The sequence below is a fragment of the Magnetospirillum moscoviense genome (assembly GCF_001650635.1).
Taxonomy (GTDB): Bacteria; Pseudomonadota; Alphaproteobacteria; order Rhodospirillales; family Magnetospirillaceae; genus Magnetospirillum; species Magnetospirillum moscoviense.
This window is the reverse complement of sequence record NZ_LWQU01000127.1, coordinates 23,204-44,876: the sequence shown is the minus strand read 5'-3', so window position 1 is coordinate 44,876 and position 21,673 is coordinate 23,204. Positions and strand designations below refer to the sequence as shown.

At 63.3% G+C, this 21,673-nt stretch carries 16 protein-coding genes and 1 tRNA gene; 3 read left to right on the top strand and 14 right to left on the bottom strand.

Going from position 1 to position 21,673, the window contains the following annotated elements; translation table 11 throughout:
• Positions 1–17 precede the first annotated feature (17 nt).
• From A6A05_RS07695 to A6A05_RS07685, 4 genes are all read right to left on the bottom strand, one after another.
• Positions 18–1,700 carry a TolC family protein gene (locus A6A05_RS07695; protein WP_082910786.1) on the bottom strand — a complete coding sequence of 561 codons (1,683 nt, stop codon included), beginning with the start codon at positions 1,698–1,700 and terminating at the stop codon, positions 18–20.
• Between the two features lie 23 nt (positions 1,701–1,723).
• Positions 1,724–4,501: an ELWxxDGT repeat protein gene (locus A6A05_RS07690; RefSeq protein ID WP_172822223.1), complete on the bottom strand. Its 2,778-nt coding sequence runs from the start codon at positions 4,499–4,501 to the stop codon at positions 1,724–1,726.
• Positions 4,502–4,651: 150 nt separating this feature from the next.
• Entirely contained in the window at positions 4,652–4,786 is a 135-nt protein-coding gene (locus A6A05_RS22095) for a hypothetical protein (RefSeq protein WP_281193246.1), read from the bottom strand.
• A gap of 23 nt (positions 4,787–4,809) precedes the next feature.
• Entirely contained in the window at positions 4,810–7,449 is a 2,640-nt protein-coding gene (locus tag A6A05_RS07685) for an ELWxxDGT repeat protein (RefSeq protein ID WP_172822221.1), read from the bottom strand.
• 216 nt (positions 7,450–7,665) lie between these two features.
• Here A6A05_RS07685 and A6A05_RS07680 point away from each other — a divergent pair, with 216 nt between their 5' ends.
• Genes A6A05_RS07680 through A6A05_RS07670 form a run of 3 tightly spaced genes read left to right on the top strand, consistent with a single transcriptional unit; the run spans position 7,666 to position 12,214 of the window.
• Positions 7,666–9,630: a sensor histidine kinase gene (locus A6A05_RS07680; protein ID WP_216635771.1), complete on the top strand. Its 1,965-nt coding sequence runs from the start codon at positions 7,666–7,668 to the stop codon at positions 9,628–9,630.
• Positions 9,630–10,310, top strand: a complete 681-nt coding sequence (locus A6A05_RS07675) for a response regulator transcription factor (protein ID WP_172822218.1) — start codon at positions 9,630–9,632, stop codon at positions 10,308–10,310. The genes A6A05_RS07680 and A6A05_RS07675 overlap by 1 nt, the downstream gene beginning before the upstream one ends.
• Positions 10,311–10,312: 2 nt before the next feature.
• Positions 10,313–12,214 (top strand): TonB-dependent receptor domain-containing protein, encoded by a 1,902-nt coding sequence (locus A6A05_RS07670; RefSeq protein WP_068499078.1) that lies wholly within the window; start codon positions 10,313–10,315, stop codon positions 12,212–12,214.
• Between the two features lie 14 nt (positions 12,215–12,228).
• On the opposite strand, the gene A6A05_RS07665 is transcribed toward A6A05_RS07670, so the two are convergent.
• The 10 genes from A6A05_RS07665 to A6A05_RS07620 all read right to left on the bottom strand — a co-directional run bounded on the left by A6A05_RS07665 (position 12,229) and on the right by A6A05_RS07620 (position 21,540).
• Positions 12,229–12,564 carry a hypothetical protein gene (locus A6A05_RS07665; RefSeq protein ID WP_245644223.1) on the bottom strand — a complete coding sequence of 112 codons (336 nt, stop codon included), beginning with the start codon at positions 12,562–12,564 and terminating at the stop codon, positions 12,229–12,231.
• A gap of 141 nt (positions 12,565–12,705) precedes the next feature.
• Positions 12,706–13,704, bottom strand: a complete 999-nt coding sequence (locus tag A6A05_RS07660) for an integrase (RefSeq protein ID WP_068499108.1) — start codon at positions 13,702–13,704, stop codon at positions 12,706–12,708.
• Between the two features lie 125 nt (positions 13,705–13,829).
• Positions 13,830–13,906 (bottom strand) — tRNA-Pro (locus A6A05_RS07655).
• Between the two features lie 113 nt (positions 13,907–14,019).
• Positions 14,020–14,304: an acylphosphatase gene (locus tag A6A05_RS07650; protein ID WP_068499076.1), complete on the bottom strand. Its 285-nt coding sequence runs from the start codon at positions 14,302–14,304 to the stop codon at positions 14,020–14,022.
• A gap of 52 nt (positions 14,305–14,356) precedes the next feature.
• On the bottom strand, positions 14,357–15,520 hold the full coding sequence (rodA, locus tag A6A05_RS07645; RefSeq protein ID WP_068499074.1) for a rod shape-determining protein RodA: 1,164 nt from the start codon (positions 15,518–15,520) through the stop codon (positions 14,357–14,359).
• Entirely contained in the window at positions 15,517–17,379 is a 1,863-nt protein-coding gene (mrdA, locus tag A6A05_RS07640) for a penicillin-binding protein 2 (RefSeq protein WP_068499072.1), read from the bottom strand. The genes rodA and mrdA overlap by 4 nt, the downstream gene beginning before the upstream one ends.
• A 7-nt stretch (positions 17,380–17,386) precedes the next feature.
• On the bottom strand, positions 17,387–17,902 hold the full coding sequence (gene mreD / locus A6A05_RS07635; protein WP_068499070.1) for a rod shape-determining protein MreD: 516 nt from the start codon (positions 17,900–17,902) through the stop codon (positions 17,387–17,389).
• Between the two features lie 22 nt (positions 17,903–17,924).
• Complete coding sequence (gene mreC / locus A6A05_RS07630) at positions 17,925–18,812, bottom strand: rod shape-determining protein MreC (protein WP_068499065.1); 888 nt, start codon at positions 18,810–18,812, stop codon at positions 17,925–17,927.
• A 90-nt stretch (positions 18,813–18,902) separates the two neighbouring features.
• Positions 18,903–19,943 carry a rod shape-determining protein gene (locus tag A6A05_RS07625; RefSeq protein ID WP_068499063.1) on the bottom strand — a complete coding sequence of 347 codons (1,041 nt, stop codon included), beginning with the start codon at positions 19,941–19,943 and terminating at the stop codon, positions 18,903–18,905.
• A gap of 52 nt (positions 19,944–19,995) precedes the next feature.
• On the bottom strand, positions 19,996–21,540 hold the full coding sequence (locus tag A6A05_RS07620) for a 2-isopropylmalate synthase (RefSeq protein ID WP_068499060.1): 1,545 nt from the start codon (positions 21,538–21,540) through the stop codon (positions 19,996–19,998).
• Positions 21,541–21,673 lie beyond the last annotated feature (133 nt).

Here is a 21,673-nt window from a genome sequence, read left to right as displayed (position 1 = left end):
TCAGCGGCACGCCGGTATCATTGATCGGTCTGCTCGACCAGGGTGGCGATCTTGCGGCCCAGCCAGAACAACCCGTCGCGCACCACGTCTTCCCGCTCCGGCTCGGCTGCGGCGGTCATCGCCTCCGGCTCGGTGGTGGCACTCTTCGCCTCCGGCTCGGCGGCGGCGGTCATTACCTCGGGCGCGGTCACCGGCGCCGGATCGGCCTTCACCACCGGCGGCATGGTCAGGACGATGGCGCCCGAGAGGCCCTCCAGCGAGTGCGAGGCCACCTTTTCCGGCACCGGATCGGCGCCGATGGTCGATTGCAGCTTGCCGTAAGAGGATTGCATCTGGGCAAAGGTCTGGAAACGGCGAAGCTCGGCGGCGATGGCCGAGGTCTCGGTGCTGATGCGCTCGATCTCGTTGGCGGTGCCGCCGCGGCTCTGGTTGCCCGAGGCGTCGGCCAGACGCTTCTCGATGCCCCACAGCTTGTCGGCCCGCTCGAACTGCTTGGCGGCGCTGGCGAATTGGTGGGACACCACATGGACCTGGGCCAGCACCGCCATGCGCAGCGCGATGCGCTTGGCCTCGACCACCTTCTCGGCGCTGTCGGCATGGGCCATGCGGTCGGGCGCCGCCAGCAGGTTGATCAGGTTCCAGGTGACCTTGGTGCCCACATCGTTCCAGCGGTTGTCCACCAGGAACGAATTGGAATCGTACTGGCGCGAGAACGACACGGTGATGCCGGGCAGAAGCTTGAGGATCTCCTTGTGGGTGTCGTCGAGGGCGATGCGGCTTTGGTAATCCTGCTCGCGCAGATCCGGGTTGTTGATCATGGCGGCCTGTTCCATGGCGCCGATGTCCATGGGCCATTCGGGCACGCTCATGCCGCCATTGGGGGGCACATCCAGCTTGAAATCGCTGCCGGGCGCAACGTTGATCAGGGCGGCCAGTTCGGCCTTGGCCGAGGTCAGTTCCTGGTCGATGGCTTCCAGCTGGCGGATGCTTTCCAGCAGGGTCTTCTGGATGCGCAGGCTTTCGATGGGGTTCTTCAGGCGCTCGGTCTCGACCTTTTCCGAATCCTTCAGCGCCTTCTCGGCCGAGGTGATGGTGTCGGTCACCTTGGCCTTCAAGGTTTGTGCGGCGGCGGCGCGCCAGAAGGTGAAGCGCACCTCCTGGACCAGATTATTGATGGTCTTGCGTCGCCTCTCACTCGCGATCAGGGCGCGGTCGGCGTTCTGGTGCGCCGTGAAATAGGACACGCCGAAATCCAGGATGTTCCAGGTCAGCCCCAGGTCACTGGTGATGGAGAAGCGATCCGCCGAGTAGCTGGGGTTCGAGGTGCTGGTGGTCTGGGTATAAAGATCGCGCGAGCGGGTGGCGTTGGGCTCGGATCGCTCGGTATAGCCGGCATTGGCGGTCAGCTTGGGCAGCAGCTCGAAGCGGTCCAGGCTGGTCTGGCCCAGGGCCAGGGCCTCGTCCATCATCTTGGCGCGCTTGTCCAGATTGTACTTCAGCACGCGGGCCACCGCATCGGCCAGGGTCAGCGGCTTGCTCATCACCTCCTGGCCTTCGAACATGGCGGCGCGGTCGGCCTTGGCACGCGCGGAGAACTCATCGGCCGTGAACGGCGTTGGCGTCACGGCGCAGGCGCTCAGCAGGGCAGCGGTGGAAACAGCGGCCAGCAGGCGGGCCATGCGAGTGGTGACGACGGTCATAACGAAGTGATCCCCTTGAGTGTTTATGCGTTGCGGGCGACGGCGCGGGCCGCAGCCAGCAATTGGGCCTGACGGGCACCGGACAGGCGGTTCGCCATGCGCAGTTCGTCCTGGAAGGTCGGCTTGCCGGCGAAGGTCTGGCCTTTGCCGAAATCCGACAGCTTGATGACTGGCGCGGTCGGGTCGGGCGACGCCTCGCCGCTCTGATCGGGAGCTTGGCCCTCGGCGGGAGGTTGGGCCTCGCCTTGCGGCGGCTGGCCATCGGAGGCCGGCGGAGCGTTGTTCTGAATGACGCCGCTACCGCCGAGGACCCGAATCTCGAAGGTCGAGCTCACCTCGTTGCCGGCATTGTCACGGGCAACCACCACCACCGACAAGGCGCCGTTATAGCCTTCCGGCGCTTGACCGATAAAAGCCCCCTTGACCGTATCGAAGGACAGCCAGGTCGGCAACGGACGCCCATCGGTCAACTTGGCGGCCAAGGTGATGGCGGCCTCGGTGCTGCTATGCCCAAAGGCGTCCACCGGAATGGAGAAGTTGACCATCCGGCCTTCAGGCAAAACCGCGGGAATCCCCTTTTGCACGAAAAGCGCGCCGTCCCGGACGGAGTTGACCGAGGGGGTCCCCACGGCCACTCGGAAGCCGCCATCCCTGGTCGTCCCCTGGGTGCGCGCCGCTTGGAAGTCACCCTGAAACCCTTGCGAGACCCCAGCAGCGGGCGCTCGTACGACGGTGACGAGGGACGTATCGGCGCTCCCTGTCTTAGTTATGGGGGCCGTGATCTTCACCGACACGGACTCCCCCGTCTTTGGCGGCGGGGGTGGGGAGAACAACGTCGTTGCCGTGCTGGTGGTGGTGGTGGGGGGGGAAAACTTAAAAAGTTTTGTGTCGCTTTCGTCACTGGCCGTAAAATAAAGAGCGCCGTTCACGACGATCAGATTGGTCGGCGAAGAACCGAAGGCCCCGGTCCGGATATCCTTGACCATGACGGTGCCGGCCGCCGTTCCGTCGGATTTCCAAAGCTCAGTGCCGTTGGTGCCGTCACTGGCCTCAAAATACAGGGTGCCGTTCAGGTTGGTCGGTTCTTCTGGCGAAGAAGCATTGGCCCCGGTCTGGATATCCTTGACCATGACGGTGCCGGCCTCGGTTCCGTCGGATTTCCAAAACTCCCGGCCGTTGGTGCCGTCATCGGCTGAGAAATACAGGGTGCCGTTCAGGTTGGTCAGTTGTTCCGGCGTAGAAGAATTGGCCCCGGTCCAGATATTCTTGACCATGACGGTGCCGGCCTCGGTTCCGTCGGATTTCCACAGCTCATTGCCGTTGGTGCCGTCATCGGCTGCGAAATACAGGGTGCCGTTCACGTTGGTCAGGCGGTTCGGCGAAGAACTGCCCCCGGTCCGGATATGCTTGACCATGACGGTGCCGGCATCGGTTCCGTCGGATTTCCACAGCTCATCGCCGTTGGTGCCGTCATCGGCTGAGAAATACAGGGTGCCGTTCACGTTGAGCAGCTTGCCCGTCGAAGAATTGCCCCCGGCATTGATATTCTTGACCATGACGGTGCCGGCCGCCGTTCCGTCTGATTTCCACAGCTCAGTGCCGTTGGTGCCGTCATTGGCCGTGAAATACAGGGTGCCGTTCACGTCGGTCAGATCGCTCGGGATAGAACTGCCCCCGGTCTGGATATCCTTGACCATGACGGTGCCGGCCGCCGTTCCGTCGGATTTCCAAAGCTCAGTGCCGTTGGTGCCGTCATTGGCTCGGAAATACAGGGTGCCGTTCACGTTGGTCAGTTTGTCCGGCGAAGAACTGCCCCCGGTCCGGATATCCTTGACCATGACGGTGCCGGCAGCCGTTCCGTCGGATTTCCACAGCTCACTGCCGTTGGTGCCGTCATTGGCCCGAAAGTACAGGGTGCCGTTCATGTTGGTCAGGCTGATCGGCGTAGAACTGCCCCCGGTCCGGATATCCTTGACCATGACGGTGCCGGCCGCCGTTCCGTCGGATTTCCACAGCTCAGTGCCGTTGGTGCCGTCATCGGCCGTGAAATACAGGGTGCCGTTCACGTTGGTTAACCTATCTATACTACTAATGCCTGAGCCAGTCATTGCCACGGGATCGGCAAGCAATCCGCCAAACGCCGTCAATAATTCGGCATGGAAGTATTGGGACGCATCCACGTCGCCGGCTTCCAGGTGCCAGTTGCCGCCGGAATCCGCGTTGCCCGTGGCGTCGTCGGATGCCGCAACCGAACGCCCCGTGATGTCGGACAGGTAAGCCAGCAGGGCATTCCCCGCACTATCGCCCGCCACGCCGCAGGCCAGCAAATCGATGCGCCCGCCGGCGGTCACCTGCTTCCCCAGATCCGCCATGAAGGTTTGCAGATTCTGGTCGCCGGCGAGTGTCGCCAGCGACACGTCATATCCCGCGATCAGTTCGAACGAGTTGTTCGCTCCGTGCGAAGCCAGCGCGATGGATGCGGCCTGCTGCCCGTCAAGCGCATCAGAAACGCGGGCCAGGATGGCATCCAGGCTGTCGGCTTCGGCGTCATAGCGCACCACCAGCACATTATCCTTGGCCGCAAGCGCCAGATCATCGCCGTCGGCAACGCGCGAGGACAGCAGCAGAACGCGCGGTTCCGTCGTCACCGCGACCGGCATGACGGCATCCGCCCCGTCCGAATGCGCGTCCACCGCCTCGGCCATGGCCGCGCCGTCGAACATGATGCGCGGTTCAAGCGCCATCATCGGGGCAAAGACCCGACCCGTTGATTGACCGGATTTGCGCAAAACCTTGCCCATGCCGCTTCTCGTCCTCGACCCATCTCCAACGTTGGATATAGTATTGTTCGAAAGAGGTACCAGCAATGAAAAAACATTGTGAAAACATGACGTTAGCTGATGAAACTGACACTCCCTGACGGAAGCTGACATTGGCTGACACGATTTCATTCAAAGGATGTTTTTTGAGTTGGCGATGAACTCATCGGCCGTGAACGGCGTTGGCGTCACGGCGCAGGCGCTCAGCAGGGCGACGGTGGAAACAGCTTCCAGTCGGCGGATCGCGCGGACGGAAACATTGCTCATACTGAAGTGGTCCCTCTGAGTGCTTACGCAGTGCGGGCGACGGCGCGGGCCGCAGCCAGCAATTGGGCCTGACGGGCGCCGGACAGGCGGTTCGCCATGCGCAGTTCTTCCTGGAAACTCGGCTTGCCGGCGAAGGTCTGGCCCCCAAAGGTCTGACTCGGGCCGAAATCCGACAGCTTGATGACCGGAGCAGCCGGGTCGGGCGCCAGTTCGCCCTGCTGGCCGGGCGCCTGCGGCACCTCGCCCTGCGGCGGCTGGTTCTCGGAGGCCGGCGGCGCGTTGTTCTGAATGACGCTGCCACCGCCGCGGACCCGAATCTCGAAGGTCGTGCCCACCTCGTTACCGGCATTGTCACGGGCAACCACCACCACCGACAGGGCGCCGTTAAAGCCTTCTGGCGCTTCACCGACAAAAACCCCCTTGGCAGAATCGAAGGAAAGCCATGCCGGCAACGGGCGCCCATCGGTCAACTTGGCGGCCAAGGTGATGTTGGCCTCAGCGCTGGTATGCCCAAAGGCATCGATCGGAATGGAGAAATTGACCATCCGGCTTTCCGGCAGAACCGCAGGGATTCCCTTTTGCACGAAAAGCGCACCGTCTCGGACGGCGTTGACCGAGGGTGTTCCCACGGCCACTTGGAAACCGTTGCCGCCGGTCGTGCTCAGGTGCCGCATCGCCTGGAAATTGCCCTGAACCCCTTGAGCGAATTCACCCGCAGGCGCCCGCACGGCGGTGACGAGGGAAGCACCGGTATCGCCTGTCTGAGCAATCGGAGCCTGGATTTTCACCGAGACGGCCTCCCCCGTCCTTGGCGGGGGGGGCGGAGACGACGACGACGACGACGATGACGCGGTGGAGGGCGGGATGTATCTCCACAGCTCTCTACCATTGGAGCCTTCAGAGGCCGAAAAATACAGGGTGCCGTTCACGTAGATCATATTGGTAGGGGAAGAGCCGGTTGCGCCGGGCCAGATATCCGCGACCCTGCTGGGCGCGTTGATCCCGTCGTATTTCCACAACTCTAGATCGTTGGTGCCTTCGCCGGCCGAAAAATACAGGGTGCCGTTCGCGTTGGTTATAAATTCTATGTTACCGGGACTTCCGGCGGGGCCGATATTCGCGACCATGCTGGGCGTGTTGGTCCCGTCGTATTTCCACAGCTCATTACCGTTGGTGCCGTCGCTGGCCGAAAAATACAAGGTGCCGTTCACGTTGGTCAGATATGACGGGCTAGAGCCGGTTGCGCCGGGGTTGATATCCGCGACCATGCTGGGTGCGTTGATCCCGTCGTATTTCCACAGCTCAGTACCGTTGGTGCCGTCGTTGGCCCCAAAATACAGGGTGCCGTTCACGTTGATCATATTGCCAGGGGAAGAGCTGTTTGCGCCGGCGCGGATATCCGCGACCCGGCTGGGCGCGTTGGTCCCGTCGTATTTCCACAGCTCCCTACCGTTGGTGCCGTCGTCGGCCCTAAAATACAGGGTGCCGTTCACGTTGGTCAGATATTCTGGGGTAGAGCTGTTTGCGCCGGGGTTGATATCCGCGACCCGGCTGGGCGCGTTGATCCCGTCGTATTTCCACAGCTCTTGACCGTTGGTGCCGTCAGTGGCCCCAAAATACAGGGTGCCGTTCACGTTGGTCATATATTCTGGCACAGAGCTGTTTGCGCCGGGGTTGATATTCGCGACCATGCTGGGCGCGTTGGTCCCGTCATATTTCCACAGCTCAGTACCGTTGGTGCCGTCATTGGCCCCAAAATACAGGGTGCCGTTCACGTTGGCCAAATTGTTTGGGCCAGAGCTGTTAGCGCCGGCGCGGATATCCGCGACCATGCTGGGCGCGTTGATCCTGTCGTATTTCCACAGCTCAATACCGTTGGTGCCGTCATTGGCCCTAAAATACAGGGTGCCGTTCACGTTGACCGGCATACCTACGCTGCTACTATTTACGCCAGGGTTGATATCCGCGACCATTTCGGGATTGGCAAGCAATCCGTCAACCCCCGCCAGTGCCGCCGCATGGAAATACTGGGACGCATCCACATCGCCGGCTTCCAGGTGCCAGTCGCCGCCGAACGCCGCATTGCCCGTGGAATCGGTGGAGGCGGCAACCGAACGCCCCGTGATGTCGGACAGGTAAGCCAGCAGGGCATTCCCCGCACTATCGCCCGCCACGCCGCAGGCCAGCAGATCGATGCGCCCGCCCTCGGTGATCTGTGCCCCCAGGGCCGTCATGAAGGCTTGCAGCGCGCCGTCGCCGGCAATTCCCGCCAGCGACACGCCGTATTGCGCCGTCAGCTCGAACGCGCCGTTTGCGCCGTGCGAGGCCAGGGCGATGGACGAAGCCTGCTGCCCGTCCAGCGCATGGGAAAGACGGCTCAGGATGGCATCCGGGCTGTCGGCTTCGGCGTCATAGCGCACCACCAGCACATCGTCCTTGGCCGCAAGCGCCAGATCACCGCCGTCGGCGACGCGCGAGGACAGCAGCAGAACGCGCGGATTGGTCGTCACCGCGACCGGCATGACGGCATCCGCCCCATCCGAATGCGCGTCGATGGCCTCGGCCATGGCCGCGCCGTCGAACATGATGCGCGGTTCAAGCGCCATCATCGGGGCAAAGACCCGACCCGTTGATTGACCGGATTTGTGCAAAACCTTGCCCATGCCGCTTCTCGCCCTCGACCCATCATCGCCGTTGGATATAGTATTGTTCGAAATTAAGTGCCTGCAATGAAAAACAGTGTAAAAACAAGATTCTAGCTGATGAGTCTGACCCTCCCTGACGGAAGCTGACATTGGCTGACACGATTTCATTCAAAGGATGTTTTTTGAGGCAGATGGGATAATCAGATGTTGTCTTGCCGCCGAAAGGCTCTGAGCGTGATTTTACAGGTCCTGGCCATCCTTGGGCTGCTGGCGGTACTTGTGGATTCTGCCCAGGCTTCCTCTCCCGTAATGCTCGACGGTCGGGCCGGCGACGTGGACGGGCGCGGCCATATGGCGATCTTCCGCGATCCCGAGGGAACCCGGACATTGGACGAGATCATCGGGATCGACACGGCGGGAAGGTTCAAGCCGATCCCCGGCAATGTGGGACTTGGCTATACGCCGGACACCATCTGGCTGCGCATGGATCTGGTCCTGCCCGAGGGCGCCCCGGAGAGGTGGCTGCTTGAAGTCATGCCGTCCTATCTCGACCACCTGGACCTTTATCTCCTGCCCCCCGACGGTGTGCGGCACGGGGCGACGGCCGGCGACAGGCTCCCGTTCTCGGCCCGAACGGAGGAATACCGGAACTTTCTCTTCCCGCTCCACATTCCGGTGGGAAAAAGCCGTCTCTATCTGAGGGTCAAGAGCACCAGCGCGATGACCGTGCTGCCCCGCTTCTGGCAGCCTTCCGCTTTCGAGCACGCCGTCAGCGGCGAGTCCGCCTTGCTCGGCCTCTATTACGGCGCTCTTCTGACGGTGACGTTCCTCAACCTGATCGGCTTCGCCATCAACCGCCAGAGCATTTACCTGACCTATTCGGGCTACGTGTCATTGATCGGCGTGCATTTTTTTGCCATCGACGGATTGCTGGCGCAATTCGCGCTGCCCGATCACCCGTTGATCGCCAACCAGATGCTGGGGGCCACGATGGGACTGGGGGCGATCTTCGGCTTTCGCTTCTATGCCCAGGTTCTTCGGCTGCCGGGCCGTTTCCCCTGGTCTGATCGGGTGATCTGGGGCATGGCCCTATTGGGCGGCGCCACGGCAATATCCGCGTTTACACCTTACTACTCTGCCTTTGCGCCGCTGCTATTGCTCGCGATGATCGCGTCACTTCTTGTCTTTCTGAAACCCCTGACCTCCCTTTGGCGCAATCGGGACGCCGAAAGCCGACTGATCGCGCTCGCCTATACATTTTACGCCGGGCTGCTTTTTACGACGCTGACGGCCGCCCTTGGCCTTACCGAGCCGACGAAGCTGTCTCTCATAAGCTCGCTGGGCGGAAGCGTGATTCATTTCGCGATCCTGCATTCAAGCCTTTTCCTGCGCGCTCATCGCGCTCAGCGGGACAAACTCGTCGCCGAAGCCGTTGCTGAAAGAGCGCTGCAGGAAGGAAGCATGGAAAGGGAAATAAGGATCGAGCGCGAGCGTCTGCTGGACATGATCGGCCACGAAATTCTTACCCCGGTGGCTGTCATCGATGCGGCGAACCAGACGCTTCGGGTCCTTGATACCGATACGTCGCCCGATCGCGAAAAGCGCTATGACCGGATCGGAGGCGCGGTCGAGCGGTTGAAGGCCATGCTGGATTTGGCGACGCATCGCCAGAACCTGGAGGCTGATTACAGCGAACCCGCCCGCCATCCGATCAATATCAAAGGGTTGATGCAGGAAAGTGTCGAGCTTCTTGGTCCCGAGGGGGAAAAGCGGGTAGCGGTTCGCTCCGGCACCACACTTCCTTCGGTCCAGGCGGACGAGCGCATGCTCCGTTTTGCTCTCCTCAATCTGCTGGACAACGCGGTGAAGTATTCCCCCCGCAATTCGCCCATCGAAGTGGACGTTTCGCCTCGTTTCCATGACGGCCGAAGCGGCCTGTGCTGGTCGATCGTCAACGATGGGGCGGCAATTCCGCGCGACATCGAAACCACGATTTTCGACAAATATGTTCGCGGCAGCGAGGAAGCCGGCCAAGCCGGCATGGGATTGGGGCTTTACCTGACCCGGTACATCTTCGAACGACATGGGGGATGGGTGCAACTGGAGGAAAATACGAAGGGAAGAATCTGCTTCCTGGCTTGGCTGCCGACCGATACGGAACAGGCCGGAGCGAAGCAGGAGGCCGGCCAATGCGAATAGTGCTGGTCGAGGACAATTCCGACTTCCGCGAAGAAGTGCAGTTCCATTTGCAGCGGGCCGGGCACGAGATCTTCATCGCCGCCGATGGCGCCGGCCTCGACCAGGTGCTGGCGGTGCATCACATCGAGATTGCCGTCCTTGACCTGGGGCTTCCCGGCGAGGACGGCCTGTCCATCACCCACCGCCTTCGCATGTCTCATCCCGAAATCCGGATCTTGATGCTCACCGCACGATCCAGCCAGCATCACCGGATCAGCGGATTGGAAAAAGGGGCCGACGCGTACCTGACCAAGCCGGTCGACATGCGGGAATTGTGTGCCGTCATCGAGAGCATCCGCAGGCGCATTTCGCCAGCCGTGGCCGACCATCGCGGGCCGGGCTGGACCCTGAGCCTGTCCACCATGACGATCATGACGCCCAAGGGTGAACCGATCACGCTGACCCCGACCGAAATGCTTCTGCTGCGCCCGCTTGCGGAAGCCGCGCCGGACATCGTCAGCCGACAGCAATTCGTCAAGGCACTCGGGCATCGCGAGGAGGATTACGATTACCGGCGTCTGGAGGCCGTCATCAGTCGCTTGCGGAGAAAAATCGCGACGTCGGATAAGGAAAGCTCGGTGATCAAGCCGGCTCGTGGTAGAGGCTATATCTTCGCCGCGCCAATAACGGTGATCCCCTAGTTATGACGCCACGAATCGCCGCCGGTTCACTTCTGGTATGCTCGCTGGTGATTTCCGCCGCCAAGGCGGAAACGCCCGTACCCAGGCTGTTCGCTACTCCCAGCTTCGTCGAGACCCGCTTCATGCAACGGCATGCCGGCGAGGATGTGCCGCGTCCAATTTTCTTGCCGTCCATTCTGACGGCTACGCCATTCATCTCGCCAAGGCATCCCCCGCCGCCGGAAGTCATCCACCAGGGCGGGCCGGCGACGGGGATGATGGCGGGGATTGAAAGCGCGGGGGATGTCGCTTTCTCGGGCATCGCCGCCCGGCAGGCCATTGATGACACCGTTCTTTGGGCCGGGCTTCGAGCCGACCGGGCCAATCCCTATCGTGACGGTGCGGGGCAACGGGTGAATTACAGCTATGAACGCGTCAGCCCCCAAGCCGCGCTTGCCCATCCGCTAGGGCCTCGCACAGGTTTGACGGTTTTTGGCTTGCTCGACAATTTCGAGGAATCGCGAACGCCCCACAGCGCCACCGACGCCCCCCAGTTCCAGCACGGTTTGGGAACCATGCGGATCGACCACGCCCCGATGGGCTCTGTCTTTGACCGCCTTGAGATCGCGGCCAGCGTGGATACCATCACCTACGCTGCGGACAACTTCACTCTACGCGCACCGGGCGCCCTGGGGCTTCGCTATGAAGGAGACTGGATCACCTGGCGCGGCCATGTGCGTGGCGAGTTCAAGGCCGCCGAGTGGAAGGGCGCCCTCATTCTCGATGCGAGCTTGCTGAAATACCTTACGGTGTTGGACACAAGCCGAGTTACCCAGGGCCGGAGTTCCTACCGGCTGCCTGACACGGAAATCGCCACGACCGCAATCGCCCTCGAAGGAACTCGCCCCGTCGGTCAGGCAGACAGACTGGCCGCCGGCCTGCGGCTCGACGTCGTCCACAACTCCGTCGGCATGGCGCATGAGGTGCCCGCCGCATCGGGCGCCAGCGCGGCATCCTACAACCGAGCGGCCCAGGAGCTCTACGACACCTATTACGGCGCGGGTACTCGCAACGATCCGGTGGACATCAATCTCAGCGGCAAGCTGCGATATACCCACGCCATCACCGAGGGGGATGTTTATGGCGAGGTCCGGCGACTGGTCCGCACTCCCGACCCCGGAGAGCGATTTTTCGCCAGTTCGGGACCAGCGGCCCTGATCCAGGTGGGCAATCCCGGTCTTGCCTCCGAGGCGCATCATGTAATCGAGCTTGGCGGTGAACGGAGGGCTGAGGGGTGGAAAGGGTATTTGTCCCCCACAGCCGTTTCGGGGACTTGGCGAGTTTCAGGGAAGCTGTGGCATGACCGGATCGCAGATTTTATCACCCCTGACCGCGCCAGGGGGCAGGCCGGAATCCTGAAATCAGATGGCGGCATCATCTACCGTAACGTCGATGCCGCGATGACCGGATTGTCCGTCGAAGGGCGGTGGAATGCAGCCCCTGCTCTTGGGCTTCGTCTGCGGCTCGACTGGACCCGCGGAGACAACGTCACGGATTCACGCCCGCTCTACCAGATCGCGCCGCTTCAAGGCGAAGCCGTTGCCGAGCGGCGTTTCGCCCTGGCTCCGGACCATCCCGTCACCCTGGGTGCCGCAATGCGCTTCGCCGCAGGTCAGGAGCGGGTGGACGATTCGACCGTCACAGGCTCGGGCCAGGACACCGGCGGCCCGACCGGCGGATATGCCGTTCTCGACTTGTTTGCGCGTACTTCGGTCGCCGAGCGCTTCCACCTGTCCATCGGAGTCACAAATCTTCTGGACAAGCGATACCAGCAGCATGTCAATCCGTTGCCTCAGGGCGTCACCACCCAGCCTATCGCGGCGCCCGGGCGGAGCCTCTTCCTTACCGGAAGGCTGGAATTCTGACACGTCGATACGGGCTACTTGCCGATCGGTGACGCCTGCGCCAGCAGTGTGCGAGTCTGCTCTGAATCTGCCGATCCACCGAATTCGAAATCAAAGGCAGTGGCGAACTTGCCGGCGAGCAAAGTGATCACGGAAATGATGCAGCCGCCGACGGCGGTGTTGCCGTCCACATGGCCGAATACCATGAAGCCGATGCCGCCGACAATGCCAAGTCCGGCGGTGACCAGCAGCACGTTGGCGCGGGTGTTGCTGCGCCCCGCCTTGATGAACTCGGTGTCGCGGGCGCGGGCGTCCTGACGGTCGGCCAGGGTGGCGGTGAGCGTGGTGAGGGCGCCGGCCAGACGGGCCAACAACGACCATCGCGCGCATCTTGAATGCTATGTCCGCTTTTCGGGAACTGTCGCCAACCAAGGAATGACTGGGATGGGCGCAAAGCAGACAAGGCATGCAGCGCTGTTGCATCCCGGGGCTGCATCCCGCTCGCACCTCTACTACCCCATTTTCTTCGCCAAATCTGCCGCCCGCAGGTTGGTGTACCGCTTCAGCATCTGCAAATCCTGATGGCCTGTCACAGCCGCCAGTTCGAGAATGTTCCAGCCGCGCTCGGCTAAGCGGCTGGTGGCCTCGTGGCGCAGGTCGTGGAGATGGAAGTGATGGAGGCCGGCGCGATTGCGGGCACGGGTCCAGGCGTGCTTAAGCGAGTCTAATGACACCGGAAATACCGGTCCGCCGATTGACCGGGGAAGTTCCCCCAAGGTCGTCACAGCGCGGCTGCTGAGGGGCACGGTGCGTCCCTTGCCGTTCTTGGTTTCCGGCAGATGGGCGGTACGCTTGACCAGGTCCACATGCTCCCAGCGAAGCGATAGCAATTCACCACGCCGCATGGCGGTTTCCAGGGCTACGATCACGAAGGGCTTGATCCAGGGGTTCCTTGTGGCATCCAGGGCAAAGAGAAGCTGCGCCTCTTCGTCGAGTGCGAGGCGGACATCGCGCTCGTCGTTCACCTTTGGGCGGCGGACGTGGGAAACGGGGTTATCGACCAACCCGACCCGACGGCGAACCGATTCCAATACCGCATGCAGCAGGTTGATCTCCCGGCAGAGGCTGCCCGGCGCCACGGCTTCGAGACGGCGATCACGGTAGTCCTCAAGGTGGTGGGTGCGCAGGTTCGATAGGGCATAGCGACACAGGTCTGGCTCCTCGCGTAGGAAACGTCCCAGGCGGGCCGCTTCAACGTCGCCTCCCTTGTGTGTTGGAGCCACGGCATCGAGGTAATGCCGGATGGCATCGGCCAACGTCATCTGCTCCGCCGGACGGCGATCGATGAAGGCGCCACGATCCATCTCGCCCTCAAGGCTTCTTGCCCAGGCATCGGCGTCAGCTTTGCGATCGAAGGTCTTGGATTGAGAGGGGAAGCCGTGCCGGCGAATCTTCGCCTGCCAGCCGATCAGTTCGCCGTCGCGATTGAAGCGTTTGGTGATGGTCGCCACTGGGGGACACTCCGGGACAGTGCCTAACGGCTCAGTGTCCCTCAATTGTCCCGCAAATTCAATCTCTGGTCCCGAACCTGAGATTGGTGCCATCCCCAAACCGCAGAGTTCCTACGGTTTGGGGATGGTCGGAGTGAGAGGATTCGAACCTCCGGCCCCTGCCTCCCGAAGACAGTGCTCTACCAGGCTGAGCTACACTCCGTCCGCCTTGGAGGCGTCCTTATAGCGCCAACCGTTCGCCCCTGCAAAGGGAATTTACGCCCCCCGTGAAACAAGATTTTCCTGGCATCCGGTGGCTGCGGGGACGGCGCAATCTCACGCCGTCGGCCGCTGATGAAAGCCATGGCCGGGATGTTCCGACCACGGCTCGGCCAGCACGCGCGAAACCGATGCCGAGGGCGGGCCGGCCCGGCAGGCCTGAATCATGCGATCGACGCGATCGGCCGGGCCGTGGAAGATCGCCTCGACACGGCCGTCCGACAGATTGCGCACCCAACCGTCCAGTCCATGGGCGTTGGCTTCCTGGACCGTCCAGCCGCGATACCACACGCCCTGGACCCGGCCTTCGACCACCACCCGGACCGTCTTGGTCTCCTCCATTCGTCCTTCTCCGAAAATCCGCGCGTGCGCACAGTATAGCCTGTCCCCGCCCCTAATCGTCCAGAGCGCCGCGCCGTCCGATCGGGGTGTCTCGATGGATATAGGCGCTCATCACCAGGCCCCAGCCGAACAGCAGGGACAGCATGGCGGTGCCGCCATAACTGATCATCGGCAACGGCACGCCGACCACCGGAACCAGCCCCATCACCATGGCGGTGTTGATGAAGACGTACAGGAAGAAGGTGGTGGTGATGCCCAGCGCCACCAGACGCCCGAACTGGCTGCGGCAGCGAAGCGCGATGGCATAGCCGTAAGCGATCAGCAGGCCGTACAGGAACAACAGGACCAGACCGCCGATCAGCCCCCATTCCTCGGCGAACATGGTGAAGATGAAATCGGTCTGCTTTTCCGGCAGGAAGTTGAGCTTGCTTTGGGTGCCGCTCATATAGCCCTTGCCGAACACGCCGCCAGAGCCCAGCGCGATCTTCGACTGGGTGATGTGGTAGCCGGCGCCCAGCGGGTCCTGTTCGGGGTTCATGAAGATGATCACCCGCTTCTTCTGATATTCGCGCAGGAACTGCCAGGCGACCGGGATGCTGCCCAGGCCGCCGGCCAGGACCAGGCCGAACTTCCACATCCTGACCCCGGCCATGAAGAAGATGGCGCCCGAACTCATCAACAACATCATCGCCGTTCCCAGGTCGGGCTGCTTCAGCACCAGGGCGATCGGGGCGAACACCAGCAATAACGGGATGATCAGGAAGGTCGGCCGGCCGATATCTTGCATCGCCGCGCCGTGGAAATAGCGAGCCAGCGTCAGGATCAGGGCGATCTTGGTCAGTTCCGACGGTTGCAGCTGGATGAAGCCCAGGTCGATCCAGCGCTGCGCCCCCATGCCGATGGTGCCCTTGATCTCGACCGCCACCAGCAGGACCAAGGACACCGCATAGAAGACATAGGCGTGGCGGATCCACACCCGGATGTCGATCACCGCCACCCCGACCATCAGGCCGATGCCCATGGCGAAGCGGATCATCTGCTTGACCGCCCACGGCTCCAGCGACCCGCCCGCCGCCGAGTAAAGGGTCAGGAAGCCCACCGAGGATATGGTGGTCAGCAACGAGATCAGGGTCCAGTTGATGTGCCACAGCTTCTCGCGCCACGACAGTTCGGCGCGATTGAGCTGCAACGACAGCCGAGGTGCTGGCCGCATCATCCGGCACCGCCTTGCGTCGGGGCCGCCGCACGCGCCCGTTCACGCTTTTGCACCTCGATCATGATGTCACGCGCGATCGGGGCCGCCACCGCCGAACCGCCGCCGCCATGCTCGACCACCACGGCGATGGCATAGCGCGGCTTCTCTTCCGGGGCGTAGGCGACGAACAAGGCATGGTCGCGCTCCTTCCACGGCAATTCCTCGTTCTTCTTCACGCCCTGCTCGCGTTCTCGCAAGGTGATGCGGCGGACCTGGGCCGTTCCGGTCTTGCCCGACAGCCACATGCCGTCCTGCTCGATGCGGGCGCGGAACGCGGTGCCGCCCGGTTCGTTGGACACGCCGAACATGCCCTTCCTGACCAGGGCCAGATTCTTCTGCGACACGCCGCAGCTGGGCCAGGTCGGCTCGGGCCGGGCCGAAGCACTTTTCTCGACGATCAGGTCGCGGGCGACATGGGGGACCACCTGGAAACCGCCATTGGCCAGCCGCGCGGTCATCACCGCCAATTGCAGCGGGGTGGTCAGGCAATAGCCCTGGCCGATGCCGTTGATCAAGGTCTCGCCGGGGTGCCACGGCTGCTTCAGCGACTTGCGCTTCCAGGCGCGGTTGGGCATCAGGCCTGGCCGCTCGTTGGGCAGATCGACGCCGGTGGTCGTGCCCAGGCCGAAGCGATTGGCCACCTCGGCGATCTTGTCGATGCCGGCGCGGCGGGCGATTTCGTAGAAATAGACGTCGCACGAACCCTTGATGGCATTGTGCAGATCGACCGAGCCATGGCCGCCCTTCTTCCAGCAATGGAACTTGATCGGCCCCAGTTCCATGTGACCCTTGCACAAGACGGTCTGGTCGGGGGTGATGACGCCGGCTTCCAGCGCCGCCAGGGCGACCACCAGCTTGAAGGTCGAGCCGGGCGCGAAGGTTCCGGAAATCGCCTTGTTCTGCAAAGGCGAGCGCGGATTGGTCGACAATTCCTTCCACTCGTCGTGGGTCAGGCCGCGATTGAAGGCGTTGGGGTCGAAGGACGGCGTCGAGGCCATCACCAGCAGGTCGCCGGTATGGATGTCCATCACCACCACCGAGGCGGATTCGTCGCCCAGGCGCTGGGCGGCATATTCCTGCAGGCGGATGTCCAGGGTCAGGGCCAGATCGACGCCGGGCTCGCCTTCCTTGCGCTCAAGCTCGTTGATGACGCGGCCGACGGCGTTGACCTCGACCGAGCTGGCCCCGGCCTGCCCGCGCATGGCCAGGTCATAGATGCGCTCGACCCCGGCCTTGCCGATCCTGAAGCCGGGCAGTTCCTCGAGCGGGTCGCCGGTCAGGTCGGCCTCGGACACCGCGGCGACATAGCCCAGGATGTGGGCGCCCAGGCTTTCCAGCGGATAGAACCGGCTTTGGCCGACTTCGATCAACACGCCGGGCAGGTCGGGGGCGTTGACCTCGATGCGGGCGACTTCCTCCCACGACAGGTTCTCGCGCACGGTGATCGGCACGAAGGAACGCCGCCGCTTGGCTTCCTTGTGGATGCGGGCGCGGTCGTGGTCGGTCAGCGTGATGATCTGCGACAGGGCGTCCAGGGTATAGTCCAGCGACGGCGCCTGCTCGGCGATGACGCGGACCTGGTAATTGTGCTGGTTGACCGCCATGGCCACGCCGTTGCGGTCGAGGATCAGCCCACGCGGCGGCGCCAGCAGGCGCATCGAGATGCGGTTGTCGCGCGCCGCCATCTCGTATTTGTCGGCCTCGATCACCTGCAGGTAATACATCCGCGCCACCAGGGCGCCGAACAACGCGGTCTTGCCGCCCGCCAGCATGGCGGCGCGGCGGGTGAACATCTTCGAGCGATCGCTGTCGTGATACATCGCCCGCTCAGGCCTCTTTCAGGAAGGCCATCTGGGTCCGGGCCAGCACCCTGGTCAGCAGCGGGAACAAGCCAAGCGTCAGGAAATACTGGAAGAAGGCCGGACCGGGATCGATCACCCGCCCGCTCAGGATCGAGGTCATCAGCCAGGACAGCGCCGACGCCCCGGCGGCCAGCAGGCTGAACGCCCACCACGCCACCATGAAGGACTTGCCCAGGAAGAACTTGCGTTGCGACGCCGAGACGCCTTGCACCAGCACCATCACCAGGGCGTTCACCCCGAACGGCGTGCCGGCGATGATGTCGTGCAGCAGGCCGATCAGGAAGGCGGCCCAGGCCGGCAACAAATCGGGCCGATAGATCGCCCAGTAATAGACCCCCATCATCGGCAGCATCGGGGTGATGCCGGCCAGACCGGGAATATGGGTGGGGATGGCGGTCAGGAACAACAAGAACAGCGTGACGCCGGTCGGCACGATGTGCCGGACCCAGCCGTCCATCTGAACCCACACCGATGGCTTCACTTGAAGGCTCCGCGCGCGGCCATTAATTGTCGCCTCCGCGACGGCGCTTTTCCGGCATCGGCGGACGCTCGAACGGCAACACGCCGCCCAGGCCGTAATCGACGATGGCGACGAATTCCAACTCGTGCCGGCGCACGAAGGGCTGCACGCGGGCGATGCCGTCATGGGTCGAGGCGACCACCCCGATCGGCAGACCCGGCGGGAAGGCGGCGCCAGACGCCGAGGTCACCACCCGGTCGCCCACCGACACCGAAGCGGCACCGGCGATATAGCTGAGCTTCGGCCGGTCCTTGTTGTCGCCGGCCAGGATGGCGCGGGTGCGCGACGCTTCCACCACCACCGGAATCTTGGCATTGAGATCGGTCAGCAGCAGCAGGCGGCTGGAGCGTTCGCCGACCTCGGCGATGTGGCCGACCAGCACCTCGCCCGACAGGACCGCCTGGCCCTTGCGCACGCCGTCGCGGGCGCCCGCGCCCAGCAGCATCGAATGGCCATAGGCCGAGCCCAGATCGCCGATGACCCGCGCGGTGATGAAGGCGGGATCAGGGCCGGGCACCACGTTCAGCTGTTCATGCAGGACGGCATTGTCGGCATCCAGGCGGCGCGCCACCATCTGCCAATGCAAAAGCCGCTGGTTTTCCTGCTTCAGACGGGCGTTCTCGGCCCGCAGGGACGCCAGCTCGCGCACGCTTTCGGTGAATTCGTTGATGGTGGCGGCAGGCCGGCTGATGGCGTCCAAGATCGGCGCCACCGCGTCGGCCACCAGGCTGCGGGTGCGCTCGACCAGCACGATGTCGGCCTTGCCCAGGATCATCAGGGCGACGGCGGCGACGATCAGCGACACGAACGCGAAGCGCTGGGCCAAAAGCCGCAAGGTCGCCAGGCGTCCGACCGCACCGGACTGCTTCACGCGGATCCCCTTTGAACGAGCACGTTCCGCCTCTCCCCATGGTGTGGCGGCTGAATCTGCGCCAACCTACACCATGTGGGGCACGAAAAACTAGTACATGCTGGTCAGCACGTTCTTCAGCTTGGGCATTTCCTCAAGCGCGCGACCGGTGCCCAGGGCGACACAGGACAGCGGGTCGTCGGCGATCGACACCGGCAGGCCGGTGGCGTGGCGCAGAACGTAATCCAGGTTCGACAGAAGCGCGCCGCCGCCGGTGAGCACGATGCCCTTGTCGACGATGTCGGCGGCCAGTTCCGGCGCGGTGTGTTCCAGCGCGACCTTGACCGCCTCGATGATGGCGCCGACCGGCTCGGCCAGGGATTCAGCGATCTGGCGCTCGCTCACCAGCAATTCCTTGGGCACGCCGTTCATCAGGTCGCGGCCCTTGATCTCCATGGTCCGGCCCTCGCCGTCTTCGGGCGGGCAGGCCGAGCCGATTTCCTTCTTGATCCGCTCGGCCGAGCCTTCGCCGATCAGCAGGTTATGGTTGCGGCGGATATAGGCGATGATCGCCTCGTCCATCTTGTCGCCGCCGACGCGCACCGAGCGCGAATAGACGATGCCGCCCAGGGACAGCACCGCGACCTCGGTGGTGCCGCCGCCGATATCGACGACCATCGAGCCGGTCGGCTCGGTCACTGGCAGGCCGGCACCGATGGCGGCGGCCATGGGTTCCTCGATCAGGAACACCCGGCGGGCACCGGCGCTTTCGGCCGATTCCTGAATGGCGCGGCGTTCCACCGCGGTCGAGCCCGACGGCACGCAGACGATCACCAGCGGGCTGGCGAACGAACGGCGATTGTGCACCTTGCGGATGAAGTGCTTGATCATCTCTTCCGCGACTTCGAAATCGGCGATGACGCCGTCCCTGAGCGGGCGGATGGCCTGGATGTAGCCCGGCGTGCGGCCCAGCATCATCTTGGCTTCGTCACCGACGGCCAGCACCTTCTTCTTGCCCTTTTCCTCGGCGATGGCCACCACCGACGGCTCGTTCAGGACGATGCCGCGGCCCTTGACATAGACCAGGGTGTTGGCAGTTCCCAGATCGATCGCCATGTCGGCGCTCATCCACCCCGTCAGCTTAGAAAACATGGCTTCTCACCTTCAATGTCCGTCACGTCGGTCAAGATGTGCGCGTCTTATATCAGCCCGCGCGCGCATCGGGAGCGGTTTTTTGCCGCTTGACGAAAAGTTTGTTGAGCGCATTCACGTAAGCCCTGGCCGACGCCACCATCGTATCGGTGTCGGCGCCCTGCCCGTTCACGGTCTTGCCGTCTTCCTCCAGCCGCACGGTCACCTCGGCCTGGGCGTCGGTTCCTTGCGTGACGGCATGGACTTGATAGAGTTGCAGTCGCGTCTCGTGCGGGACAAGGGCCTTGATGGCGTTGAAGATCGCATCCACCGGGCCGTCGCCCACCGCCTTGACGCTTCGGGTCTCGCCGTCGATCTCGAGCTCCAGCTCGGCCTTGGGCGGATTGTGGCGGGTGCCGCACAGCACCTCCAGCGACTTGAGGCGGATGCGGTCGTTATCACGATGGACCGCTTCGTCGACCAAAGCAATGATATCCTCGTCGAACACGTCCTTTTTACGGTCGGCCAGTTCCTTGAAGCGGACAAAGGCGTCCTCGATGGCGTTGTCGCCCAGCTCGTAGCCCAGATCCTTCAGCTTCGACTTGAAGGCGGCGCGGCCGGAATGCTTGCCCATCACCAGCGTCGAGCGGTTGAGACCGACCGATTCCGGGGTCATGATCTCGTAGGTCTGGGCGCACTTCAGCATGCCGTCCTGATGGATGCCCGATTCATGGGCGAAGGCGTTCTTGCCGACGATCGCCTTGTTGGGCTGGACCACGAAGCCGGTGATGCCCGAGACCAGGCGCGAGGCCCGGGTGATGTGCTCGGTCTTGATGCCGGTGGTGAAGGGCATGCGGTCGGGGCGCGTGCGAAGCGCCATGACGATCTCTTCCATGGCGGCATTGCCGGCCCGCTCGCCCAGCCCGTTGACGGTGCATTCGATCTGGCGGGCGCCGGCACCGACCGCCGCCAGCGAGTTGGCCACCGCCAGACCCAGATCGTTGTGGCAATGCACCGACAAGATGGCCTTGTCGATATTGGGAACCCGGTTGACCAGCATGGCGATCAGGGCGGCGTATTCGTCGGGCACCGCATAGCCGACGGTGTCGGGAATGTTGATGGTGCGGGCGCCGGCATCGATGGCCGCCTCGACGCAGCGGCACAGGAAATCGTGCTCGGTGCGCGAGCCGTCCTCGGCCGACCATTCGACGTCTTCCACCAGCGAGCGGGCGAAGGCCACCGATTCCTTGACCTTCTCCAGCACCGCCTCGGGTTCCATCTGCAGCTTGTGCTTCATATGCAGCGGGCTGGTGGACAAAAAGGTGTGGATGCGGTGGCGGGGGGCGGCCTTGACCGCCTCGGCGCAGCGCGAGATGTCGCCCTTGGTGGCGCGGGCCAGGCCGGCGATGGTGGCGTTCCTGACCGCCTTGGCCACGGCGTGGACCGCCTCGAAATCGCCGTTCGAGGCGATCGGAAATCCGGCCTCGATCACATCGACGCCCATTTCCTCGAGGACCAGGGCGATCTTGACCTTTTCCTCTAGATTCATCGAGGCGCCGGGGGATTGCTCGCCGTCGCGCAGCGTGGTGTCAAAGATGATGACGCGATTGTTGTCCATACGGTCCCGCAGGGGTTGGCTGGGCTTTTGGCACGCTAGGAAGGCCGACTTGCCCTGTGTTGTCAACAGGTTCATGCCGAACCTGGCCAACAGGTTCGTGCCGAAAGCGATCAGCCATGCTATTCATGGATAA

Coding starts and splice junctions, on each gene's coding strand:
- A6A05_RS07670 (WP_068499078.1), top strand. CDS start 10,313: ATGACGCCACGAATCGCCGCCGGTTCACTTCTGGTATGCTCGCTGGTG.
- rodA (WP_068499074.1), bottom strand. CDS start 15,520: ATGATGCGGCCAGCACCTCGGCTGTCGTTGCAGCTCAATCGCGCCGAA.
- mrdA (WP_068499072.1), bottom strand. CDS start 17,379: ATGTATCACGACAGCGATCGCTCGAAGATGTTCACCCGCCGCGCCGCC.
- A6A05_RS22095 (WP_281193246.1), bottom strand. CDS start 4,786: ATGAGCAATGTTTCCGTCCGCGCGATCCGCCGACTGGAAGCTGTTTCC.
- A6A05_RS07650 (WP_068499076.1), bottom strand. CDS start 14,304: ATGGAGGAGACCAAGACGGTCCGGGTGGTGGTCGAAGGCCGGGTCCAG.
- A6A05_RS07685 (WP_172822221.1), bottom strand. CDS start 7,449: ATGGGCAAGGTTTTGCACAAATCCGGTCAATCAACGGGTCGGGTCTTT.
- A6A05_RS07620 (WP_068499060.1), bottom strand. CDS start 21,540: ATGGACAACAATCGCGTCATCATCTTTGACACCACGCTGCGCGACGGC.
- A6A05_RS07695 (WP_082910786.1), bottom strand. CDS start 1,700: ATGACCGTCGTCACCACTCGCATGGCCCGCCTGCTGGCCGCTGTTTCC.
- A6A05_RS07690 (WP_172822223.1), bottom strand. CDS start 4,501: ATGGGCAAGGTTTTGCGCAAATCCGGTCAATCAACGGGTCGGGTCTTT.
- A6A05_RS07625 (WP_068499063.1), bottom strand. CDS start 19,943: ATGTTTTCTAAGCTGACGGGGTGGATGAGCGCCGACATGGCGATCGAT.